Origin of the sequence: Dehalobacter sp. (genome assembly GCA_023667845.1) — a bacterium.
GTDB lineage: Bacteria > Bacillota > Desulfitobacteriia > Desulfitobacteriales > Syntrophobotulaceae > Dehalobacter.
In genome coordinates this window covers 87,467-109,469 of sequence record JAMPIU010000125.1, presented here as the reverse complement: position 1 = coordinate 109,469, position 22,003 = coordinate 87,467, and the positions used below count along the sequence as shown (strand labels likewise).

Here is a 22,003-nt window from a genome sequence, read left to right as displayed (position 1 = left end):
TCCGGAGGTTAAGGAGAGTTCATGAACATACAGATATTTGGGATCAAAAAGTGTTTTGATACAAAAAAAGCGGAACGCTGGTTTAAAGAACGCCGCATTCAATATCAGCTGATTGATCTGGACCAAAAGGGATTAAGTAAAGGGGAACTGCAGAGCATCAAAGCAGCGGTTGGCCTGAACAACCTGTTTAATACCGGAAGCAAGGACTATTTCCGATTAAACCTCGACAAAATCAGCAGTTCCAATGTCAGGGAAGAATTGCTGCTGAACAATCCAAGTCTCTACCGGACACCGATCGTCCGCAACGGCAAACAAGCCACGGTAGGGTATGTGTCTGAAGTTTGGGAATCATGGGATTAGTCCTTGTCTTATAAAAAATCTGCTCGCCATTATATTACAATTTTAGAGTTGACAAGGTACTAGTTTACTAAGTGCTTGGAGCAAGCTGTCCATCTCCTCGTCACTGCCGATACTGACACGCAGGTAATTGTCAATCTTGGGTTGGCGGAAGTACCTAACCAGAATGCCCTGCTGTCGGAGTGCGGTAAAGGTCCCTTCGGCTTGGAGCATGGGATGGGATATGAAAATAAAATTCGCCTGTGAAGGAATCACTTGCCAGCCCATTTGCCTGAGTATCGGAACAATTCTTTCCCTGGTTTGCATCACTTTCTGTCTTGTGGCTTGAAAGTAAGCTTCATCCTTCATGGCTGCGATTGCTCCGGCCATTGACAGGCGGTCTAACGTATAGGAATTAAAGGAGTTTTTGATCCGGTCCAAGCCTTCCATCAGCTCATCCTGACCTAAAGCAAAGCCTACCCTTAAGCCTGCCAGAGACCGGGACTTGGACAGAGTCTGGATCACCAGCAGATTCGGATACTTCGTAATAAGCGGAATGGCAGTTTCACCGCCAAAATCGATATAAGCTTCATCAACGATGATCACCTTATCTGGATTGCGGATAAGGATTTTTTCTATCATTTCCATCGTTACATAGTTGCCGGTAGGGGCATTGGGGTTTGGGAAAATGACGCCGCCTTCGGAATCGTAGAAATCAGGCGGGTATAAAGAAAATTCTTCCCGCAGCGGAACTAGCCGGTAGTTCAGCTGAAACAGATTGGTATAGACCGGGTAGAAACTATAGGTAACATCCGGAAACAAGATCGTGCTGCCCGGATCAAAAAAAGCCATAAACGCAAAAGCCAGGATTTCATCGGAGCCGTTTCCAACAAATACCCACTCCTTCTTCAGGCCGTAATATTCGGCTACGGTCCGGCGCAAGTCCTCTCCGTTCGGATCGGGGTATAACTTCAGTTTTTCATTCGCAGCTTCTTTGATCGCTTCGAGAACTAAGGGCGAAGGTGGATAGGGACATTCGTTCGTATTCAGCTTGATATATTTTTTGTCTTTCGGCTGTTCTCCCGGTATGTACGGTCTCTGACCAGCCGCAATTTTGCTCCAGTATTTGCTCATTTGCTCACTCACTCTTTTCAGTAAAATAAACCACCGATTTCCTTCATTTCTGGGTAAAAAAATAAGACGTTGAGTAGATTATATCCTGAGTATATCGGGCCTGCAAGCCAATTCTGATTAATCTTTTTAAACGGAATTACGATTAAAGATTTTTATTCATATTGTACTTGACACCGGGCGAATACTTTAATAAACTAAAGTGTAAAAGAGATAACCCCGGAGGTAAGTAATCATGTTGAGTGACGAAAGGATCAGGGACACCCTGACCGATTCTCTTTTTGAAGCGATCCTTCTGCTCAAGACGAAAGAAGAATGTTACAGCTTCTTTGAGGATCTGGCTACGGTAGCGGAGATCAAGGCCCTAGCGCAGCGGCTGGAAGTTGCCCGCATGCTGGAGGAAGATGTGACCTATTCCAGGATTGCTGAAATTACCGGAGCAAGCTCTGCCACCATCAGTAGGGTCAAACGCTGTTTAAACTATGGCGCCGACGGTTACAAGATGGTTCTCGAGCGGATGGAGAAAAAACACAAAGAATAAGAACTTTCAGAAAAAAGAGGTGCAATAATTATGGAACGTTCATCATTGGGGCTTAAAATTCCGGAGGGGATGATCGATCTTCTGCCGGCTGAATTAGCACAGCTGGAGGAACTGGAAGGAAAAGCAATCAGTGTGTGTAAAAATTGGTCCTATCAGAAAGTTGCGACTCCCGGGCTCGAATACCGAGCCTGTGTGGAGCCTGACGCAGACAAGGATGACCATCTATATAAATTCTTTGACAAAAATGGTCATATTCTCGCGTTAAGACCGGAATTTACGACCCCGATTGCCAGGATGGTTGCCACAAGACAGAAAGGCGGACAATTTCCTCTGCGGTTCTGTTATAGCGGTGATGTTTACAGGAATGATTCCGCCCGTTACCGGGAGTTTAGACAGGTGGGTGTTGAACTGATCGGCTCGGATAATGACATTGCAGACGCTGAAGTCATTGCGCTGGCCATAGAAATCATGAAGACGCTTGAAATCAAAAATTTTCAGCTGAACCTCGGGCATAACGGGATTTTCTCGGGGCTTGCCGAAGAAATGAAGTTTGAAACCAAAGTCAGGGAGGAGCTGGAAGACGGTATAGCCCGCAAGGACATGGTCAAACTTGAAAAAATCATTTCTTCCAACGATTTGCCTGAGTCGGCAAAGGAACTTCTTCTTTCCCTGCCTTATCTGACCGGCAAAGAAGAAGTCCTTGATAAGCTCCAGAACTGGACACATATCAAACCGATAAGAAAAGCTGTTGAATCTTTACGGACCATCTATTTGTATTTAAAGGAATTCGGAGTTCAGGACTACGTATCCCTGGACCTTGGAATTTTAAGAGGGTTCTCGTATTATACCGGCGCAATCTTTGAAGGCTATCTTCCGGGGATTGGCGTTCCGCTGATTGAAGGAGGACGTTACGATGGCCTCTATGCAGATTTTGGAATGAACCACGGCGCAACAGGCTTTGCGGTTAATCTTGGCTTTATACTTGAGAAGGCTGCAGATTTTGAATTGGATATGGCCGATGTTCTGGTTTACGGACAATCCCCCGGAGCTGTGATCAAACGCTGCCGGGAACTCAGAAAGAGCGGCAAAAAAGTTGAGATGGCCCTCGGATTCCTGGCAGACACCGATGCCAGAAACATGGCGTCCAGCCGCGGAATTGCGCTGCTGGAGAAGATTGAAATTACATAATCAATAATCAATGATTTACCATTTACTTTTAGACCATTGGTCTAATCATGAATCTTTGGAAGGGGCTTTGCATTGTGCCGAAGAATTATTTAACCATAGCGCTGCCAAAAGGAAAATTACTGACGGATTCAGTGGCGCTTCTGACGGAAGCAGGGCTGGACTGCAGATCAGTAGAAAATGATTCCCGTAAACTGTTGTTTGATCTTCCTGGATCAGAGGCGAGAATCATCATTTGCCGCCCGACGGATATCCCGACCTATGTGGAGCAGGGAGCTGCGGATATCGGTTTTGTCGGCAAGGATACTGTAATCGAACAAAACAAAGATGTCGCCGAGCTGGTCGACTTAAAATTCGGGTACTGCCGCTTTGTCGTGGCGATGCCGGAGGAAAGCCTGCCGCAAAAGCTGCCGGATGGCCTGTATGACCTGAGCGTGCTGAATCATAAGAGAGCGGCAACCAAGTTCCCGAGAGTCGCCCAGCTGTTCTTCAATGAGCACGGCATGCAGGTCACACCAATCAAGCTGCATGGTAATATTGAACTTGCTCCCCGGGTGGGTCTGGCTGAAATGATTGTGGATATTGTCTCAACCGGCAAGACCTTAAGGGAGAATAAACTGGCCGAGGTTGCCCAGATCCTCGAAGCTACGAGCAGAATGATTGCCAACCGTGTGTCCTATCGTGTAAAATACGAACGCATTCAGGGACTTGCAGAAAAAATCAGAGTCCTTGTCCAGTAGTACGACTGACATTGCCAAAGGAGGCTTAAGACGATGAAGACTGTGCAAAAAATTCAGGATATTGACCTGAAGAAGCTTATTAATAAATCCTACGGCGATAACCACGACCTCGAAGAAAAAGTTGCAGGAATTCTGCAAAAGATTCGTGAGCAGGGGGATGAAGCCCTATATGACCTGACTGCCGCGTTTGACGGGGTTGACCTGAAGGCCTCGGGACTGCGGGTCACCGATCAGGAGATCTGGGAAGCTTATAAAAAAGTAGATGATGTGTATCTGGAAGCAATTAGCCAGGCGATCAACAACGTCAGAACCTACCACGAAAAGCAAAAAAGGGCTTCCTGGTTTGACGCAGCTGAAGACGGCAGTGTCCTCGGCCAGATCATCCGCCCCCTCCAGCGGGTAGGTATTTATGTTCCGGGAGGAACAGCGGCTTATCCATCCTCCGTTCTAATGAATGCGCTTCCGGCAGCCGTAGCCGGAGTCGAGGAGATCGTGATGGTATCTCCGCCGCTGAAAGACGGAAGCCTTTCGCCGGAGGTTTTGGTCGCTGCCGCAGAGTGCGGCGTAAAAGAGATCTATAAGGTCGGAGGCGCGCAGGCGGTTGCTGCTCTTGCTTTTGGCACAGTGTCGATTGCGCCGGTGGATAAGATTACGGGGCCGGGCAATATCTTTGTCACCCTCGCCAAAAAAATGGTCTACGGAACTGTCGATATTGATATGCTGGCCGGACCGAGCGAGATCCTTATCCTTGCGGATGAAAGCGCTGTCCCGGAGGAACTGGCGGCAGACCTGCTTTCGCAGGCGGAACATGACAGGCTTGCCTCAGCAATTCTGATTTCGCCGTACTCCGATTTGTTGGAAAGGACCGTGATTGAGGTGGAACGCCAGCTTGAAGCGCTTCCACGGGCTGAAATTGCCAGGGCATCCTGGGAGACCTACGGGGCGGCGATCCTGGTCAGGGATATTCAGGAAGGGATGAACCTTGTCAACCGTATTGCCCCCGAACACTTTGAACTCGCTGTGCAGGAGCCGTTCGCCTGGCTGGGCAAGGTGAAAAATGCCGGGGCGGTATTCCTGGGAAGATATACGCCTGAACCGGTCGGCGACTATTTTGCGGGACCGAACCATATCTTGCCGACAGGAGGAACCGCACGCTTTTACTCTGTCCTTAGCGTCGACACCTTTGTCAAAAGAATCAGTGTGATCAATTATTCCGAAGAAGCACTGCAAAGGGATGCCGCCCAGATTGCGTATCTTGCCCGCAAAGAAGGCTTGGAGGCGCATGCCAGAGCCATAGAGGTCAGACAGAAGTGGCGTTGAAATCGTGATGGCGGAAGAACAGTATCTTCATGTATAATAAAAGGATAAGGTTAGTAAGGGGGCCTATAGAGTGAGGAGTGCCAATCTAAACAGAACGACCCTGGAGACGGAAATTACACTGACGCTGGCGATTGACGGCAGCGGGAGAGTAAGCGTGGATACCGGAATCGGTTTTTTTGACCACATGCTTGATGCCTTTTGCCGGTTTGCCCATTTTGATCTGGAAATTGAAGCCGGAGGAGACCTGAAAGTTGACCAGCATCATTTGGTGGAAGACTGTGGGATCGTCCTTGGACAGGCGTTGAAAGAAGCGCTGGGGGACAAGTCCGGAATTGAGAGAGTCGGAGATTGCCTGTTTCCGATGGATGAAGCCCTGGTTCAGGTTGCCGCAGATATCTCCAACCGGGGATTTCTGGTCTGGAAAGTGGATTGCCCGGAAGGGATGGTCGGTGATTTTCCGGTAGAGATGGCGGAAGAATTTTTCCGGGCATTGGCGACGAATGCCGGCATCACACTGCATATCTGCATGTTGGACGGAAAAAACAGGCATCACATTCTGGAGGCCATATTTAAAGCAACGGGCAGGGCCCTCGGACTTGCTGTGAGGAAAAACAGCCATGTTGACGGCGTACCCTCCACCAAGGGGAGCTTATAGAATAGAGCTTTTAAGGTTGACAAGGTACTAGCTGACAAAACAGCATGTAATTACTGGAGGACATCATTAGAATGATAGGCATAGTAGACTATGGACGCGGAAATCTGCGAAGTGTGGAAAAGGCGTTTGAAAAACTTGGGTTTTCAGCGGAGATCATGGAGTCTCCGGAGAAGCTAACCGGTACGGCCGGAGTTATTCTGCCTGGAGTCGGCGCTTTCGCGGATGCTATGGATGCGCTGGCGAAAGGCGGCTGGCTTGACCCTTTAAAACAGTATGTACAAAGCGGCAAACCTTTTCTGGGCATCTGCCTCGGTATGCAGCTGCTTTTTGAGATTGGCGAGGAACATGGAGAACATGCCGGTCTTGGTTTTCTGAAAGGCCGGGTGGTCAAATTCCCGCCGGGTTTGAAGATACCGCATATGGGCTGGAATACGCTGAATGTTGTCAGACCGAACAGGATCTGTGATAATATTCCGAACCATTCTTATTTTTATTTTGTTCACTCTTATTTCGCTCAGCCAGCCGATCGGGACTGTATTGCCGGGACCAGCGAGTATGGACTGGAGTTCCCTGCGTTGGTCGGCAAAGACAATGTCTGGGGTGCGCAGTTCCACCCAGAGAAGTCCAGCCCCTGGGGTCTGGTCATGCTCGATAATTTTGGGAAATGGGTGAAAAATCAATGATCATATATCCGGCAATCGATTTAAAAGACGGCAAAGTTGTCCGTCTCCTGCAAGGAAGAATGGAGGATGCAACCGTATACTCCGACAATCCTGCCGGGGTGGCGGCTGATTTTAAGGACAGAGGATCAAAGGTTCTGCATATCGTTGACCTGAACGGGGCGTTTTCCGGAAAACCCGTCAACGATGAAGCCATTCGGGATATTGTCAAGAATGTATCGTTAAAAATTCAGGTGGGCGGCGGTATCCGAACGCTGGCCAGAATCGAAGAACTGCTGGAATTAGGTGTAGCCCGGGTCATACTCGGGACAGTCGCGGTAAGGGATCCGGAGCTTGTGACGGAGGCTGTCCGCAGGTATGGCGATCAGATTATTGTCGGCATCGACGCCAAAGACGGTATGGTCGCGGTTCAGGGATGGGCGGAAAGCACCAACCTCAAAGCGGAGGATCTCGGCAAAGCAATGAAGCAAGCCGGGGTGTCCCGGATTGTCTTCACCGACATCTCGCGGGACGGGATGCTTGGCGGACCGAATATTGCCAGCACGGTCAGAATGGCTAAAACAACCAGCTTGCAAGTGATTGCTTCCGGTGGCATTTCCGTGCTGGACGATCTGATAGAATTAAAGGCTGAAGCTGACCGTGGAATAGCAATCGAAGGGGCAATTGTGGGTAAAGCGATCTATTCCGGCGCTTTCACATTGGAAGAGGCCCTTAAGGTTATCTCTGAATAAACAATTCCTATTAAAAAATCACTGATATATGAAGATTTTAGTCACTGTATTGGAAACAGTTATTTATTACAGTGACTAACCCAAGCAAAAGGAGCAAATTTAATGCTTGCCAAACGAATCATACCCTGCCTCGATGTTCATGACGGCCGGGTAGTTAAAGGGACTAATTTTATTCATCTGCGGGATGCGGGCGACCCTGTGGAACTTGCTTCGTTGTATGACCGTGAAGGTGCCGATGAACTTGTCTTCTTGGATATTTCGGCTTCTGCCGAAGGACGGGAAACGATGGTCGATGTCGTCCGAAGAACTGCTGAGAAAGTGTTTATTCCGTTTACCATTGGCGGGGGGTTAAGAACCATTGAGGATATCCGGAGAATGCTGCGGGCTGGAGCAGATAAAGTCTCCTTAAATACGGCTGCAGTTCAAAATCCGGAGTTAATCGAACAAGGGGCTCTCGCCTTCGGCAGCCAGTGCATTGTTGTCGCAATCGATGCCCGCAAAGTCGGAGAGGGCCGTTGGGAAGTGTATACGCACGGAGGCCGCAAACCGACCGGGATCGATGTTCTGGAATGGGCCAGGAAAGTTGAAGAACTTGGGGCGGGTGAAATCCTGCTGACTTCGATGGACCGTGACGGAACCAAAGAGGGCTATGACAACGAACTGAACCGGACCGTGGGCAGAGCAGTATCTATTCCGTTAATTGCGAGCGGCGGGGTCGGAACACTTGAACATATGGCTGAAGGTCTGACGGAGGGGGAAGCAGATGCAGTACTCGCTGCATCCATTTTCCATTACAGGGAATACAGCATCAAAGAGACGAAAGATTATCTGACAGGAAAAGGCATACCCGTTCGAAGATAATCTTAAAGAAATTGATAATCACAGAAAAGATAAGCAAATTTGGATATTGAAAAAATATCTTAGTAATTAGATCCCCGGAAAATAATGATTGAGAAAAGTTAGGAGTCAACCGAGATGAACAGTAGATTTGAGTCAGGGAGCATTGATATTTCCAAAGCCGTACAGGCTGTGAAGTGGGATGAAAAAGGTCTTGTTCCGGCCATTGCCCAGGATGCCGAAAGCGGAGAAGTGCTAATGCTCGCCTACATGAATCAGGAAGCACTGAAAAAAACCCTGACTGAAGGCAAAGCGTGTTATTTCAGCCGCAGCAGAAGCCAGCTGTGGGTCAAGGGAGAAACATCAGGTCATTACCAGGAAGTCGTCGATATCCGGTTTGACTGTGACCGGGATACGATTCTTCTGAAGGTGAAACAAAGTGGAATGGCCTGCCATGAAAACTATTACTCCTGTTTTCACTACCTGCCGGGCTCTGAAACGTGCTGCGGCGAACCGGATACCAAACCTCCTGTCTCTTTGAGCAGGACTTTGGAAATATTGGCTGAAGTTATCAAGCAGAGAAACATCGAGAGGCCGGAAGGTGCCTATACGACCTATCTCTTTACTAAAGGGATCGACAAGATCCTAAAAAAAGTTGGTGAGGAGTGCGCGGAAGTCATCATTGCCGCCAAAAACGATTCGCTGAGTGAGATCCGCTATGAAGCTTCCGATCTGCTGTATCACCTGTTGGTTCTGCTGGAAGACAGGAACGTTCCTTTAACAGAGATTGCCGAAGAACTCAATTCAAGAAGAAAATAAATATATATATTTGTTCAAAGTGAAGATGTCGTAATGCCTGTAAAGGGAGAAAGAGCATGAACGAAAAAGTAACGAAAACCATTACATTGCCGCGGTTGAACAGATTGAATCCATCCCTTGAAAGCACCGCGTTAAAAATCATGGAAGAATCTGGGGAGCTGGCCCAGGCGATCGGCAAATTCCGGGGCTTAAACGGAGAAGCACTGCGGGTAGAAGAGGCAGAGGCGATGCAGATGGTCGCTAAGGAACTGATGGATGTTGCCCAGACTGCGGTAACCATGATGTTCGTTCTGGAAGAGCATTACGGTATTGATCTCAATGAGGTTCTGACATCACATCTCAGCAAATTGAAAGATAAAGGATATTGCGATTAATCTCTTGCTATTAATCTAATTATTTTTCTCGAACACTTGTTCCCTTTTTGCTTTTTCTGTGGTAAAATAAGGATAATGTTTTGTATCGGTCATAAACGAGTATATTCGGAGATTTCAATTTGGAAATGACAAGAAAGGTGATCTTATCAATGTATTATCTTAAGGACCTGAACCCTGTCCAACGGGAAGCAGTTGAAAGTGGAGACGGTCCTCTTCTTATTTTAGCCGGGGCCGGTTCAGGCAAGACAAGAGTATTGACTTACAGGATCGCGCATCTGGTGGCCAAAGGCGTTAATCCCTGGAACATCCTGGCGATTACGTTTACAAATAAGGCTGCCAAGGAGATGAGAGACCGCGTTCTTGCGCTGGTAGGCAGTGAGGGTGAGGGGCTCTGGGTAGCGACCTTTCATTCTACCTGCGTGCGGATCTTAAGGCGGGAAATCAATGCCCTGCCGGGATATTCCCGGAGCTTTGTGATCTATGATGCTGGGGACCAGCTGACGGTGCTTAAAGAGTGTCTGAAGGAACTGAATCTCGATGATAAAAAATTTGCGCCGCGGGCTGTTTTAGCGACGATCAGCGATGCCAAGAATAAGCTTTTAGGGCCGGATGCTTTTGCTGCGGAGGCCAGAGATTTCTTTACCGAAAAAGCGGCTGCGGCCTATCGTCTATACCAGAGAAAGCTTTCCAGCAATAATGCCTTAGATTTCGATGATATCATCATGCTGACAGTGAAAATATTCAGGGAAAACCCGGATGTCTTAAGCTACTATCAGGAAAAATTCCGTTACATCCTCGTCGATGAGTATCAGGATACCAACCATGCCCAGTATATCCTGATCAAGCAGCTTGCTGCACGCTATCGCAACCTTTGCGTCGTCGGGGACGACGACCAGTCCGTTTACGGCTGGAGAGGCGCTGATATCCAGAATATCCTGGATTTTGAAAGAGACTACCCGGAAGCCAAAGTGTTGAAGCTGGAACAGAATTACCGTTCGACGCAGAAGATTCTGCGGGCGGCCAACGAAGTCGTCAGCAATAATTATAATCGCAAAGGGAAATCCCTCTGGACAGAAAATACGGAAGGAGAGGAAATTGTTCTCTTTAAAGCGACAGATGAGCATGACGAAGCCCGCTTTGTGACTGGGAAAATTCGTGATCTGGCTGATACAGAAGGCAGACGGTATAACGATTTTGCGATCCTGTACCGCACGAATGCCCAGTCTCGGGTGCTGGAAGAACACTTCATGAAGGAAAGCATACCCTACAAAATATATTCCGGGGTTAAGTTCTATGAACGCCTCGAGATCAAGGATATCCTGGCCTATTTGCGGCTGCTGAACAATCCTGCCGACCGCGTCAGCTTCGCCAGGGTCATTAATGTGCCCAAAAGAGGTATTGGAAAAGTCAGCCTGGATAAAATACTGGAGTACGCTGAGGAACAGGGCATGCCGGTTCTGGATGCGCTGGCTGAAGTGGCATATATTCCCGGTCTCCAGACCAAAGGAGTTGGCACACTGACGAATTTCCATGAACTGATGCTTGGATTCCGTCAAGAAGCTCAAAAGGGTGTGCCGCTGACCGAGTTGACGGAGAAGATCATAAGGGATACAGGATACATGGCCACTCTCCGAGCGGAAAATACTGTGGAGGCTGAATCCCGGATAGAAAACCTTAATGAATTCCTTTCCGTAACAGCCGAGTACGATAACAACCTTCAGGACTACCTTGAGGATCCTGATCTGGAGACTGACCAGAATATGCTTATTCTGGGAGGATTCCTCGAACAGGTTTCTCTGGTCGCAGAAATTGACAGTTTTGATGAAGCGGAAGACGCCGTGAAGTTGATGACCATGCACAGCGCCAAAGGATTGGAATTCCCAGTTGTATTTGCAGTCGGAATGGAAGATGGGATCTTCCCGAGCAGCAGAAGCCTTTTGGAACAGGTTCTGCTCGAGGAAGAACGCCGGCTGTGCTATGTTACGATCACCCGGGCTAGAGAAAAGCTTTTCCTGAGCACGACGGAACAAAGGATGGTCTATGGGCATATCCAGAGCAGTGTGCCTTCGCGATTCCTAAAAGAAATACCCGAAGAGCTTCTGACAGAGGAGACTTCCCGTCGGGAAATTCTCGGTAGGGGATTCGGGCTTTCTTCCCAAACCAGGAACTATGCCGTCGGTGATACTTACTCTTCAGGCAACTCCTTTGCCGGACGTAAAAGCTGGAAGGATAGTGGAGCGTCCGTTGTCAGCTCTAATCCCGGAAGCTTTCTGGTCGGTGACAAAGTCGAGCATCCTAAATTCGGTCACGGTATTGTAATGTCCGTAAAAGGCGAAGGGAACAGTGCCGAAATCACGGTTGTTTTCAGCGGTGAAGTTAAGAAACTGATTGCCGAGTATGCCCGACTGTCAAAGATCTGACGGGTTATTCTGATGCTAAATTCGACAATTTGGTAATCTTTTGGTCAATCTTTTTTGGCGAAACGGCAAATAAGCCTTCGCAGGAAAAATATAAGATAAGGTAAGGGGTTCCGGTATGGATCAAAATAACCGTTTGGTCGAACTCAAGAATATGATCGAAAAGGCCAATTATCATTATTACGGCTTGGATGACCCCATTTTTACGGATGCCGAATATGACCTTTACTTAAGGGAACTCATTGAGATCGAACATCAACACCCGGACTGGGTCACACTTGATTCTCCTTCCCAGCGGGTCGGGGGTTTTATCGCATCCCAGTTTCCAAAGGTCCGGCACCCGGAACCGATGCTGAGTCTCGATAACGCTTTCAATGCTGAGGAATTGATGGACTTTGACCGTCGGGTGCGCAGTATGGTACCCGATGCGGAATATGTCGTAGAATTGAAGATCGACGGGCTGACGGTAGCCTTAACTTACCAGGAAGGTATTTTGCAGCGGGGGGCAACCCGCGGTGACGGTGAAGTAGGGGAAGAGATCACAGCAAATGTCCGGACCATTAGAGCGGTGCCGCTTCGGCTGTACAACGCAGATGACGGGAAATTCGAAGGTTCTGTGGATGTCCGTGGCGAAGGATATATGCCGAAGGAGTCCTTCCTCCAGCTGAATACGGAGCGGGAAGAAGAGGGACTTTCCCTGTTTGCGAACCCGAGAAATGCGGCAGCCGGTTCTCTGCGTCAGCAGGATTCCAGGATTACGGCTCAGCGGAAACTGGGGTATTTTGCGTATCAGCTGATTCAGGCCGAACAAATGGGGATCAGTACCCAGACCGGAGTGCTGGAAGCCTTGAGCAGGTTCGGATTTAATGTCAATCCGAACTATCAGCTGTTTTCAACCATGGAGCAAGTGATTGCATATTGCAGCCGGATGACGGACGAACGGCACGGTTTCCCTTATGAAATCGATGGCTTGGTCATTAAGGTGAACAGCTTTTCTCAGCAGCGCGAGCTCGGCTATACGGCCAAAAGCCCGCGCTGGGCGACTGCTTATAAATTCCCGGCCGAACAGGTCGAGACCCAGGTGAAGGATATTGAGATCAATGTGGGCCGGACGGGAGTGCTCACCCCGACTGCGGTTCTTAAGGACGTATTTGTAGCCGGTTCTACCGTGGGGAGGGCCACACTGCATAATCTGGACAATATCCGGGACAAGGACATCCGGATCGGCGATTACGTATTAATTCATAAGGCCGGAGATGTGATTCCTGAAATCATCAAATCGCTACCCGGAAAACGCACCGGCCAGGAAATTGTGTTTGAAATGCCTGCCAACTGCCCGTCCTGCGGCAGTCCAGTTTACCGGCTGGAAGGAGAGGCCGCCCACCGCTGTCAGAATATCTCCTGCCCGTCGCGCCAGAGAGAAGCCCTGATCCATTTTGTGTCCAGGGACGCGATGAATATTGAAGGTCTCGGGCCCGCTGTGGTCAGCCAGCTGCTGGATGCAGGGCTTGTCAAAGACGCCTCCGATTTATATTATCTTCAGTACGAAGACCTTGTTCAATTAGACCGGATGGCTGATAAATCAGCCCGCAACCTGCTTGCTTCGATCGAAAAAAGCACAGAGCGCGGCCTGGCTTCACTGATTTTTGCGATGGGTATCCGGCATGTCGGCGTCAAAGTCGGCAAGATCCTGGCCGCAAGGTACCGAAGCATGGAAGCTCTGGAAAATGCGACCGAGGAAGAACTCCGGGAAATCGGCGATATCGGCGGCATCATGACCAAAAGTATTGTGAGTTTCTTCAGTGCCCCTGCGAACCGCGAATTCCTGAACCGGCTGAAGGCAGCCGGTGTCACCATGACCGCAGCGAATACGTCTGTTTCCCAGATCCTTGCAGGGAAGAGCATTGTGGTGACTGGAGCACTTCGATCGTGGGAACGGCGCGAAATCGAGGACCTGATTGAACAGCTCGGCGGTAAGGCCTCATCAAATGTAAGCAAAAAAACATCCCTGGTTCTCGTCGGTGAGAACCCCGGTTCAAAGTATAATAAAGCCAGGGAACTCGGAATCCCGGTCTATACCGAAGATGAATTTAAGGCGCTGATTAATGCCGAAGAATAAGTGCCGAAGAACGATTTGCTTACGTTCCGTAAACATGCAAATATAAACATAGAAAATAAAATAGCTGCTAACACAAGTCAGCAGCTGTCAAGCTGGAAATTATTACGGCTTTACAATTGGTTTAGGATCTAAAGCGAGGTACTCTTCCGTAATTGGGATGTAGTAAAAGCCATCTTTGATGTCACTATTGATTCCGGCTACAATCTCCGGCAGATTATCGCACTTGATATCCAGAAGGTTCAGGAGCTTATTGGACCAGCCGTTGGGCAGGGGATTAAGCATAATCAGATTTACGTGCTGGAACAGGGATTTGATTTCCGAGGATATTTTGTTCAGAGATCCGATGGCAGCCCATATTTCGATGAGTGAGCCGTCTTCTTCCTTGCGGTTGGCTGTAATATAATCGAGTCGGCCGAGCTGCTCTGCAAACTCAGGAATATTCCAGTACTTGGACGGAAGATCGATGAAAATCCGGACTCGGTTTGTTATGTTTTTTTCGTGGATTGACCAGGTAGCAAGGCATTCCAGAAAAGTGATGATTCGGGGTGCGTAGTCGCAGGCACAGTAGTATATACCTGGTTTCGTAGGTTCAGTGACCCAGGAAATATCGGTTTCATAAGGATTGATCGTGTGGACAGAATTATTGGGAGGATTGTACCAAATACGTTTTTCTGAATCTGTCAGGACGATGTTGATAGAATGATCCTCAACAAAGTCTTTTCCCTGGAGTATGGACCAAATGAGGCGGGTCTTTCCGGAACCCGCTTCTCCGAGAATAAGGTGACTTCCCGGAAGAAACTTTTCAAAGGGTCTGACATTCTGCTCCATTGGCATTACTTCCTTTCTGATTCAGTTGTATATTTAAAATAGTGATTATTTTCTCCTTAAGCATCATTATCGATACTTTTTCTTAAAGAAAAATGAGAGTGTTTCAGCGTTTTGCCAATGTAATTGAATTACATAGTTCTACGTCAAGTATCTGATCACCTTTTAATTTTTTCAGGCGGCCAAAACTTTTTCTTTGTCTTTTTTCTGATCATCTTATTTAATCTACTCGCTATCTTCTCGTTATCAGTTTGTTATTTTTTTTTATCATTTCTACTCATCGTGGTTTATACCGATTAGTCATAAATTCTTATATATAACTTGGATTTGCTTGCTTTTTTGGCTTTTCCTTGCCCCGCAGGCTCATTTTTGTTATATTTATTTATATGTCCATTTGAGAAAGGCGGTGTTATTGAGTTATGAAACTATCCAGAGAAGAAGTGGAACACGTTGCTCTTCTGGCCAGGCTGCAGCTTTCAGAAGAGGAAGTGGAATTATATACGGAGCAGCTGAATTCGATCCTCGGGTATGCTGAAATGCTCCAAAAGCTCAACACGGATCAGGTTTCTCCGACCGCGCATGCTGTGCAGCTTTTTAATGTTTTGCGGGAAGATGAAGTAAAACTTTCGATGAGCCGGGATAAAATCTTAATGAATGCACCTGACGAAGAGGACGGGTTCTTCCGGGTTCCCAGAATCGTCTAGTATAAAACAGAGACTGATCCAATTAAAAGCTTTGTTGATAACAGAATTTACAAACTCAATCAGTAACTGATCAACAAGCAGGTTGCTTTCTGACAAACGATAATTGAACGTCTCTCTGAGTGTCTCAGATTCGGAAAGGAGTACCAGGTTCATGACAATATTCAAGTCACTAGAAGAATTACATCATATGCTCGTAAACAAAGAAATCAGCTGCGTGGAATTAACCAGATCGTATCTTGATTATATTGACAGTGCGGATTCCCAGGTTAAAGCGTTTCTGACGGTTACCGCAGATTCGGCGCTGATGAAGGCAGCAAAAGTCGATAAGAAGATTGCCGGCGGCGAGAGCCTTGGACCGCTCGAAGGGCTGCCAATGGCCATGAAAGATAATATGTGTACAGAGGGAATCCCGACGACCTGCGGTTCCCGGATTCTAAAGAATTTCAATCCGCCTTATGACGCTACGGTGACCGAACGGCTGAAGGCGGCAGGAGCCGTGCTGCTCGGCAAACTGAATATGGATGAATTTGCGATGGGATCGTCTACCGAAAACTCCGGTTTCCATCCGACTGCGAATCCGTGGGATCTGGAAAGAGTTCCGGGTGGTTCTTCCGGGGGGTCGGCGGCCTGCGTCGCAGCAAGAGAAGTACCGTTTGCGCTCGGTTCGGATACTGGCGGTTCCATTCGCCAGCCTGCAGCTTTCTGCGGAGTCGTTGGTCTGAAGCCTACCTACGGCGCTGTGTCACGCTACGGCCTTGTGGCCTTTGCTTCTTCGCTTGACCAGATCGGACCGCTTACGACGAACGTCAGGGATAATGCCCTGGTCCTGAATGCGATTGCCGGCCATGATCCGAAAGATTCGACTTCAGTACCGTTTGTTAAGCCAGATTATACCCAGTTTTTAGAAAATAATGTAAAAGGCCTCAAAATTGGGATTCCCGATGAATATTTTGCTTCCGGTCTGAACCCGGATGTTGCTGAAGTTATACAAAAGGCGATTCGGACTTTTGAAAGCCTGGGGGCGGAGATCGAGCGCTGTTCACTACCGCATACGGAATTTGCAATGCCGGCTTACTATATTATTGCTCCGGCTGAATGCAGCTCCAACCTGGCCCGCTACGACGGAGTGCGCTATGGTTACCGTGCGGAAGCCGACGATATGATTGAGATGTTTAAAAAGACCAGGGAAAAAGGCTTTGGTCAGGAGGTCAAGCGCCGGATCATGCTCGGGACCTATGCCCTGAGCTCGGGTTATTACGACGCCTATTACCTGAAAGCCCAGAAAGTGCGGACGCTGATCAAACAGGACTTTGATCGCGCTTTTGAAAAATATGACGTGCTGTTGTCTCCGACGGCACCCACCACTGCGTATAAGATCGGCGAAAAATCAGATCCTTTGGCGATGTATATGGGAGATGTCTATACGATCCCGGTTAATCTGGCCGGTTTGCCGGCCATCTCAGCGCCGGCGGGATTTGTCGGCGGCATGCCGGTCGGAATGCAGCTGATCAGCAAGCACTTTGAAGAAGGTACGCTGTACAAAGCCGCTTATGCGTTTGAACAAAATACTGAGTATCATCTGCAGATGCCTGCGCTGCTCAAGGAGGTGCGCTAGATGTCTTTTACTGATAAATATGAAATGGTTTGCGGCGTGGAAACCCACGTTGAGATGGCTACGAAAACCAAGATCTTCTGCGGCTGTTCGACGGAGTTTGGCGGCGAGCAGAATACGCATGTTTGTCCGGTCTGTCTGGGACTGCCAGGCGTCCTGCCGGTGCTGAACAAAGAAGTCGTCAATCTAGCGATCAAGGCGGGTCTTGCTTTGAACTGCGAGATCGCCGAATTCTCCAAATTTGACCGTAAGAACTATTTCTATCCGGACCTAACAAAGAATTATCAGACGTCTCAGTATGATCTGCCGATTTGCAAAAACGGCTGGCTCGACGTTACGGTGAATAGAGCGAATAAACGTATTGGCATCACGAGAGCTCATATGGAAGAGGATGCCGGAAAACTGGTGCACAGCGGAGAGACTATCATGACTTCCAGCAGTTCCGGGGTTGATTATAACCGGACGGGTGTACCACTTCTGGAAATTGTTTCGGAACCGGATATGCGCTCTATAGATGAAGTTCTGGCTTACCTGGAACAACTGGTCCAGATCATGGATTATGCCGGAATTTCCGACTGCAAACTCGAACAGGGTTCCGTCCGTTTTGATATCAATGTCTCGCTTCGCCTGAAAGGGACCGAGCAATTTGGCATACGGACAGAGACTAAGAATCTGAACTCTTTCAGCTCCGTCCGCCGCTGTCTAGAATACGAAACCGAGCGTCAGGCTGAAGCCCTCGACGACGGCGGAGAAATCATTCAGGAAACGAGGACCTGGGACGAAGGCAGAGGAATGACGCTGTCTCTCCGATCCAAGGAAGAGGCCCACGACTACCGCTATTTTCCGGAGCCGGATTTGATGCCGCTCGTGATCGACCGAGACTGGGTCGAGAGAATCAGAGCTTCCTTGCCGGAGCTGCCTGCCGCCAAAAAAGCAAGACTGCAGTCCCACGGCCTGTCGGAATACGACGCAGGGGTCATTACCGCAGCTAGAGCGATGGCAGCATTCTTTGACCAGGCACTCGCCAGAATCGATGACGCGAAACTTCTTGCCAACTGGGTCATGGGAGATTTAAGCGGCCTGCTGAAAACCAACGGACGCTCCTTTGAAGATTCGCCCGTCTCTCCGGAACAGCTGGCAGGGATGCTGACGCTGATCAAGAAAGGCGATATCAGCGGCAAGATCGGCAAGAATGTGCTCGAAGAAATCTATAACACCGGTAAGGATCCGGAGACGATCATAAAAGAGAAAGGACTTGTCCAGATCAGCGATGAAAGTGAACTTGGAATAATTGTGGACGGCATTCTTACTGCTAACGAAAAATCCGTCGCTGATTACCAAGCCGGCAAAGAAAGTGCGCTTGGATTTTTAGTCGGTCAGGTCATGAAAGCAACCAAAGGACAGGCTAATCCCGGTCTGGTCAACAAACTGCTGAAAGAAAAGCTGGCACAGTAAAATGCGATAAAAATGTAATATAACGCAAAATAAAGGTTATTGTTAAGTGCAAATAAAAAGCACAGTAGAGCGGAATATGGCCAAAATAATAAGATAAGCTTAAATAATATAAGAATGAACACGTTTAGAGGTGGATAAAATGGGAAAAGTACCGGATACCGGATTGGTGATTGTGGATACAACCCTGCGCGACGGGGAACAGACCGCCGGGGTTGTCTTTTCCAATCAAGAGAAATTAAGGATTGCCCGGATGCTTGACGAGATCGGGGTTAACCAGATCGAAGCGGGAATACCGATTATGGGCGGTAAAGAACTTGATGCCATCAAAGGTATCTGCGGCCTCGGACTGAAAGCCAGTATCATAGGCTGGAACCGCGCCGTGATCAAGGACATTGAAGCATCGCTGTCCTGCGGCTGTGATGCCGTGGCCATTTCCGTATCGACCTCGGACATTCACATCAAACATAAATTAAAAACCACGCCCGGGGCAGTTCTTGATATGATGATCAAAGCAACGGAGTTTGCGAAAAAGCATGTCGATTATATCTCCGTCAATGCCGAGGACGCTTCGAGATCAGATATGAACTATCTCGTGGAATTTGCGACGGAGGCCAAAAAGGCCGGTGCAAACCGTCTTCGCTACTGTGATACGATTGGCATCCTCGATCCTTTTCTGACCTTTGATAGAATCAAAACCTTAAGAGAACGCGCCAATATTGATATAGAGATGCATACGCATAATGATTTTGGGATGGCGACGGCCAACGCTTTAGCCGGAGTGAAGGCCGGAGCCAGATTTATCGGCGTAACCGTGAACGGTCTTGGAGAAAGAGCCGGCAATGCAGCGCTGGAAGAAGTCATCATGGCTCTGAAATACCTGGAAGAAACGGACCTTGGCTTTGTTACGGAGCGATTTGTGGAATTATCCGAATATGTTTCCAGGGCTTCAGGACGTATTCTTCCGCCCTGGAAAGCCATTGTAGGCAGTAATATGTTTGCGCATGAATCCGGTATTCATGTCGACGGTGCCCTGAAAAACCCGAAAACCTATGAAGTATTTCGTCCTGAAGAAGTCGGGCTGGAAAGGCAGATTGTGATCGGCAAGCACTCAGGTACAGCCTCGATTAAAGCGAAATTCAGGGAATATGGCAGAGAGCTTACCTCTGAGCAAGCCGATAAGATTCTGAAGCATGTAAGATCCCTTGCAGTCGATATGAAACGCTCACTTTTCGATAAGGAACTGATTTATATTTACAAAGACCTTTATGGAACTGAAAAAGAAGTAGAATTACTCTCAGATGGAAATATGCCGAGACTGAACATCCATGATTAAAAATAACATAACTGGAGATAGGTATAAATGAACGCTTTGGAAAACCCCAGATGGAACTTCTGGCAGGCTCTTTACCTGATTCTTATTGTCTATGTTCTGGAATTTGTTTTGGGCTGGCTAAAGCCGCTAGAGAACCTTGGCTATCTGAAGGGGTATATCAGCTATCTTGTCATCGGTTTTGGCGAGGGTCTACTCTTTTTTGTTGCACTGTTTTTATTTTTCAAGATCCTGCGCGGATCGTTTGCTGATTTGGGGCTGACCAATTTAAACTGGAAATGCCTTCTAGCCGGACTGGGCGGCGGGATCGTGCTGTTCTTTGCTGTAGGTCTTCTGGGAAATGTCCTCGTGGAATATTTCGGGCAGCCCGAACCCCAGAGCTTTGCACTGGTCGTTGAGGGCGTTGATTCTATCTGGCAGCTGATGCCGCTGGTTCTGCTAGGCGGTTTTATCGTACCGCTTAAAGAGGAAATGATTTTCAGGGGACTGATCTATCCTCCGCTGCGCCAGGGGTATGGCAAAGCGAAGGGCATTCTTTTTGCAGGACTGTTTTTTGGACTGATGCATTTCGATCTGATAAGATTTGTACCGCTGGTGATTGGAGGCCTGGTGCTGACTTTCCTATACGAAAGAAGCAAGAGCCTTTGGACTTCAGTCATTGCGCACGGGGTCTGGAATATTTTGATGGTCATCCTGATGTGGTGGCAGCGAGGCTAAATGAGGACCGGGATGAGGCGAGACTGCGCCTGAGGTCAGATAATGTTCCGACGAGATCACCAAGAGAGGAAAGAAAGCTCCATGGTAAAAAAAAATCATAGGCCGGACCTTCAAGATAATCCTCTCGTTTATCAAGAACGCATCAGCGGTAAAACCCTGGAGATAGAAATCCTCCGCTTGGCTTCGGACGGATCCGGCATCGGCTATACCGACGGGATCACCACGTTTGTCCCAGGAATGCTGCCGGGGGAAAAAGGCCGGGTACAGCTGACGGAACAGAAAAAATTCTACAGGCGAGCACAGATTGTAGAAATTGACTGTTTGTCCGAAGAAAGAGTATCACCGCCCTGCTCAGTTTATTCAGCCTGCGGCGGCTGCAACCTTCAGCATATTAAGTACCAGACCACACTCACATGGAAACAAAGGTGGGTGGAAGATGCCCTGCGGAGAATCGGCGGATTCACCAATATTCAGGTCGAACCGGTTCTAGGCATGGACGACCCTTGGCGCTACCGCAACAAAGCGGTTTTGCACCGTGATCAGAAAGGCCGGTTTGGCTATTATCGTGGTAAGTCCAAGGATGTAACGATTTTTGACGATTGTCTTCTGCTTAGTCAGGAGATCAACCACAGAATAAAAAAAATGCAGCAGGTGATCGGAGAATGCTGCGAGGAAACCAAGACAGCCACGTTCCGAGAAAGTAACCGGGGCAAGGGGTTGCTGGTCTTTGACGGCAATACGGAAAACACGAAAGAACTGGATCAGCTAATCAGGCATTTGAAGGGACAAGTGGAATTTTCTCCCCAAAGCTGTTCAATCGCGATTCCCCGAGGAAATAACGAGTTTGAGGGAAGCGGGGCTCAGCATCTGAATGAACACTTAGACGGTCTACGCTTCAAAGTCTCCCCTAGGTCTTTCCTGCAGGTCAATCCGGTGCAAACGGCCGTGCTGTATGGACTGGTACTTGATTGGGCCGGACTAACTGGAAAAGATGAGGTTTGGGACCTCTACTGCGGTATCGGTACGATGACCCTAATGCTGGCCCGGAAAGCCAAAAAGGTATTGGGCATCGAGGAAAATCCGTATGCGATCGCTGATGCAAAAGACAATGCCGCGGACAATAACATCACCAATGTCCGCTTTGTGGAAGGGAAAGTCGAGAAGAAGATGGCCGCACTTTCCGGAACCCCGAGCCTCGTAGTGTGCGACCCGCCCCGGGCTGGCATGGAGCCGGAAGTCCTTGAAGGACTGCTTGAGATCAGTCCGGAAAGAATCATCTATGTATCCTGCAATCCTGCCACACTGGCCAGGGATTTAAAAGTGCTTTGCCGGAATACTTATCGAATCGAGCGCGTACAACCGGTGGACATGTTCCCGTGGACGCAGCATGCGGAAGCCATAATCCTGTTGCAACGGCGGTAACCTTGATATGTCAAGGGTTTGAGAGGATGGAAATGAAAACATGTTTTTGACGT

The 22,003-nt window shown here is 48.5% G+C and carries 21 protein-coding genes; 19 read left to right on the top strand and 2 right to left on the bottom strand.

The features are described from left to right. The first annotated feature begins 21 nt into the window (after positions 1-21). Complete coding sequence (locus NC238_09795) at positions 22-360, top strand: arsenate reductase family protein (GenBank protein ID MCM1566221.1); 339 nt, start codon at positions 22-24, stop codon at positions 358-360. 42 nt (positions 361-402) lie between these two features. On the opposite strand, the gene hisC is transcribed toward NC238_09795, so the two are convergent. Next, positions 403-1,470 carry a histidinol-phosphate transaminase gene (gene hisC, locus NC238_09790; protein MCM1566220.1) on the bottom strand — a complete coding sequence of 356 codons (1,068 nt, stop codon included), beginning with the start codon at positions 1,468-1,470 and terminating at the stop codon, positions 403-405. 232 nt (positions 1,471-1,702) lie between these two features. Between hisC and NC238_09785 the strand changes: the two genes are divergently transcribed. The 12 genes from NC238_09785 to ligA all read left to right on the top strand — a co-directional run bounded on the left by NC238_09785 (position 1,703) and on the right by ligA (position 13,885). Beyond that, entirely contained in the window at positions 1,703-2,008 is a 306-nt protein-coding gene (locus NC238_09785; GenBank protein ID MCM1566219.1) for a YerC/YecD family TrpR-related protein, read from the top strand. Between the two features lie 30 nt (positions 2,009-2,038). Continuing rightward, positions 2,039-3,196 (top strand): ATP phosphoribosyltransferase regulatory subunit, encoded by a 1,158-nt coding sequence (gene hisZ / locus NC238_09780; protein MCM1566218.1) that lies wholly within the window; start codon positions 2,039-2,041, stop codon positions 3,194-3,196. A 74-nt stretch (positions 3,197-3,270) separates the two neighbouring features. Next, the gene (gene hisG / locus NC238_09775) at positions 3,271-3,933 is read left to right on the top strand and encodes an ATP phosphoribosyltransferase (protein MCM1566217.1); all 663 of its coding nucleotides are present in this window, start codon (positions 3,271-3,273) and stop codon (positions 3,931-3,933) included. Between the two features lie 33 nt (positions 3,934-3,966). Continuing rightward, on the top strand, positions 3,967-5,253 hold the full coding sequence (gene hisD, locus NC238_09770) for a histidinol dehydrogenase (protein MCM1566216.1): 1,287 nt from the start codon (positions 3,967-3,969) through the stop codon (positions 5,251-5,253). A 70-nt stretch (positions 5,254-5,323) separates the two neighbouring features. Then, positions 5,324-5,908 carry an imidazoleglycerol-phosphate dehydratase HisB gene (gene hisB, locus NC238_09765; protein MCM1566215.1) on the top strand — a complete coding sequence of 195 codons (585 nt, stop codon included), beginning with the start codon at positions 5,324-5,326 and terminating at the stop codon, positions 5,906-5,908. 71 nt (positions 5,909-5,979) lie between these two features. Then, entirely contained in the window at positions 5,980-6,591 is a 612-nt protein-coding gene (hisH, locus tag NC238_09760) for an imidazole glycerol phosphate synthase subunit HisH (GenBank protein ID MCM1566214.1), read from the top strand. Beyond that, positions 6,588-7,319 carry a 1-(5-phosphoribosyl)-5-[(5-phosphoribosylamino)methylideneamino]imidazole-4-carboxamide isomerase gene (gene hisA / locus NC238_09755; GenBank protein ID MCM1566213.1) on the top strand — a complete coding sequence of 244 codons (732 nt, stop codon included), beginning with the start codon at positions 6,588-6,590 and terminating at the stop codon, positions 7,317-7,319. The genes hisH and hisA overlap by 4 nt, the downstream gene beginning before the upstream one ends. Positions 7,320-7,421: 102 nt before the next feature. Beyond that, entirely contained in the window at positions 7,422-8,180 is a 759-nt protein-coding gene (hisF, locus tag NC238_09750; protein ID MCM1566212.1) for an imidazole glycerol phosphate synthase subunit HisF, read from the top strand. A gap of 114 nt (positions 8,181-8,294) precedes the next feature. Beyond that, positions 8,295-8,975: a bifunctional phosphoribosyl-AMP cyclohydrolase/phosphoribosyl-ATP diphosphatase HisIE gene (hisIE, locus tag NC238_09745; GenBank protein ID MCM1566211.1), complete on the top strand. Its 681-nt coding sequence runs from the start codon at positions 8,295-8,297 to the stop codon at positions 8,973-8,975. 56 nt (positions 8,976-9,031) lie between these two features. After that, complete coding sequence (locus NC238_09740; GenBank protein MCM1566210.1) at positions 9,032-9,349, top strand: MazG-like family protein; 318 nt, start codon at positions 9,032-9,034, stop codon at positions 9,347-9,349. 149 nt (positions 9,350-9,498) lie between these two features. Beyond that, positions 9,499-11,769 (top strand): DNA helicase PcrA, encoded by a 2,271-nt coding sequence (pcrA, locus tag NC238_09735; protein ID MCM1566209.1) that lies wholly within the window; start codon positions 9,499-9,501, stop codon positions 11,767-11,769. 115 nt (positions 11,770-11,884) lie between these two features. Next, entirely contained in the window at positions 11,885-13,885 is a 2,001-nt protein-coding gene (ligA, locus tag NC238_09730; GenBank protein ID MCM1566208.1) for an NAD-dependent DNA ligase LigA, read from the top strand. 102 nt (positions 13,886-13,987) lie between these two features. Here the strand turns inward: ligA and NC238_09725 are convergent, their stop codons facing one another. Beyond that, positions 13,988-14,713 carry a hypothetical protein gene (locus NC238_09725; protein MCM1566207.1) on the bottom strand — a complete coding sequence of 242 codons (726 nt, stop codon included), beginning with the start codon at positions 14,711-14,713 and terminating at the stop codon, positions 13,988-13,990. Positions 14,714-15,129: 416 nt separating this feature from the next. Between NC238_09725 and gatC the strand changes: the two genes are divergently transcribed. The 6 genes from gatC (at position 15,130) to rlmD (ending at position 21,950) form a co-directional block, all read left to right on the top strand. Continuing rightward, entirely contained in the window at positions 15,130-15,414 is a 285-nt protein-coding gene (gene gatC / locus NC238_09720) for an Asp-tRNA(Asn)/Glu-tRNA(Gln) amidotransferase subunit GatC (GenBank protein ID MCM1566206.1), read from the top strand. Between the two features lie 151 nt (positions 15,415-15,565). After that, positions 15,566-17,029: an Asp-tRNA(Asn)/Glu-tRNA(Gln) amidotransferase subunit GatA gene (gene gatA / locus NC238_09715; GenBank protein MCM1566205.1), complete on the top strand. Its 1,464-nt coding sequence runs from the start codon at positions 15,566-15,568 to the stop codon at positions 17,027-17,029. Continuing rightward, the gene (gene gatB / locus NC238_09710) at positions 17,030-18,481 is read left to right on the top strand and encodes an Asp-tRNA(Asn)/Glu-tRNA(Gln) amidotransferase subunit GatB (protein ID MCM1566204.1); all 1,452 of its coding nucleotides are present in this window, start codon (positions 17,030-17,032) and stop codon (positions 18,479-18,481) included. It begins immediately after the preceding gene. Between the two features lie 139 nt (positions 18,482-18,620). Continuing rightward, on the top strand, positions 18,621-19,814 hold the full coding sequence (gene nifV, locus NC238_09705) for a homocitrate synthase (protein MCM1566203.1): 1,194 nt from the start codon (positions 18,621-18,623) through the stop codon (positions 19,812-19,814). 27 nt (positions 19,815-19,841) lie between these two features. Continuing rightward, positions 19,842-20,528, top strand: a complete 687-nt coding sequence (locus tag NC238_09700) for a CPBP family intramembrane metalloprotease (protein MCM1566202.1) — start codon at positions 19,842-19,844, stop codon at positions 20,526-20,528. Between the two features lie 81 nt (positions 20,529-20,609). Next, positions 20,610-21,950, top strand: a complete 1,341-nt coding sequence (gene rlmD / locus NC238_09695; GenBank protein MCM1566201.1) for a 23S rRNA (uracil(1939)-C(5))-methyltransferase RlmD — start codon at positions 20,610-20,612, stop codon at positions 21,948-21,950. Positions 21,951-22,003: the final 53 nt, after the last annotated feature.

Excerpts from the sequence above, each read along its gene's own strand:
- NC238_09795 (MCM1566221.1), top strand. The coding sequence starts at position 22 with ATGAACATACAGATATTTGGGATCAAAAAGTGTTTTGATACAAAAAAA.
- hisC (MCM1566220.1), bottom strand. The coding sequence starts at position 1,470 with ATGAGCAAATACTGGAGCAAAATTGCGGCTGGTCAGAGACCGTACATA.
- NC238_09785 (MCM1566219.1), top strand. The coding sequence starts at position 1,703 with ATGTTGAGTGACGAAAGGATCAGGGACACCCTGACCGATTCTCTTTTT.
- hisZ (MCM1566218.1), top strand. The coding sequence starts at position 2,039 with ATGGAACGTTCATCATTGGGGCTTAAAATTCCGGAGGGGATGATCGAT.
- hisD (MCM1566216.1), top strand. The coding sequence starts at position 3,967 with ATGAAGACTGTGCAAAAAATTCAGGATATTGACCTGAAGAAGCTTATT.
- hisH (MCM1566214.1), top strand. The coding sequence starts at position 5,980 with ATGATAGGCATAGTAGACTATGGACGCGGAAATCTGCGAAGTGTGGAA.
- hisA (MCM1566213.1), top strand. The coding sequence starts at position 6,588 with ATGATCATATATCCGGCAATCGATTTAAAAGACGGCAAAGTTGTCCGT.
- hisF (MCM1566212.1), top strand. The coding sequence starts at position 7,422 with ATGCTTGCCAAACGAATCATACCCTGCCTCGATGTTCATGACGGCCGG.
- hisIE (MCM1566211.1), top strand. The coding sequence starts at position 8,295 with ATGAACAGTAGATTTGAGTCAGGGAGCATTGATATTTCCAAAGCCGTA.
- NC238_09740 (MCM1566210.1), top strand. The coding sequence starts at position 9,032 with ATGAACGAAAAAGTAACGAAAACCATTACATTGCCGCGGTTGAACAGA.
- pcrA (MCM1566209.1), top strand. The coding sequence starts at position 9,499 with ATGTATTATCTTAAGGACCTGAACCCTGTCCAACGGGAAGCAGTTGAA.
- ligA (MCM1566208.1), top strand. The coding sequence starts at position 11,885 with ATGGATCAAAATAACCGTTTGGTCGAACTCAAGAATATGATCGAAAAG.
- NC238_09725 (MCM1566207.1), bottom strand. The coding sequence starts at position 14,713 with ATGGAGCAGAATGTCAGACCCTTTGAAAAGTTTCTTCCGGGAAGTCAC.
- gatC (MCM1566206.1), top strand. The coding sequence starts at position 15,130 with ATGAAACTATCCAGAGAAGAAGTGGAACACGTTGCTCTTCTGGCCAGG.
- gatA (MCM1566205.1), top strand. The coding sequence starts at position 15,566 with ATGACAATATTCAAGTCACTAGAAGAATTACATCATATGCTCGTAAAC.
- gatB (MCM1566204.1), top strand. The coding sequence starts at position 17,030 with ATGTCTTTTACTGATAAATATGAAATGGTTTGCGGCGTGGAAACCCAC.
- nifV (MCM1566203.1), top strand. The coding sequence starts at position 18,621 with ATGGGAAAAGTACCGGATACCGGATTGGTGATTGTGGATACAACCCTG.
- NC238_09700 (MCM1566202.1), top strand. The coding sequence starts at position 19,842 with ATGAACGCTTTGGAAAACCCCAGATGGAACTTCTGGCAGGCTCTTTAC.
- rlmD (MCM1566201.1), top strand. The coding sequence starts at position 20,610 with ATGGTAAAAAAAAATCATAGGCCGGACCTTCAAGATAATCCTCTCGTT.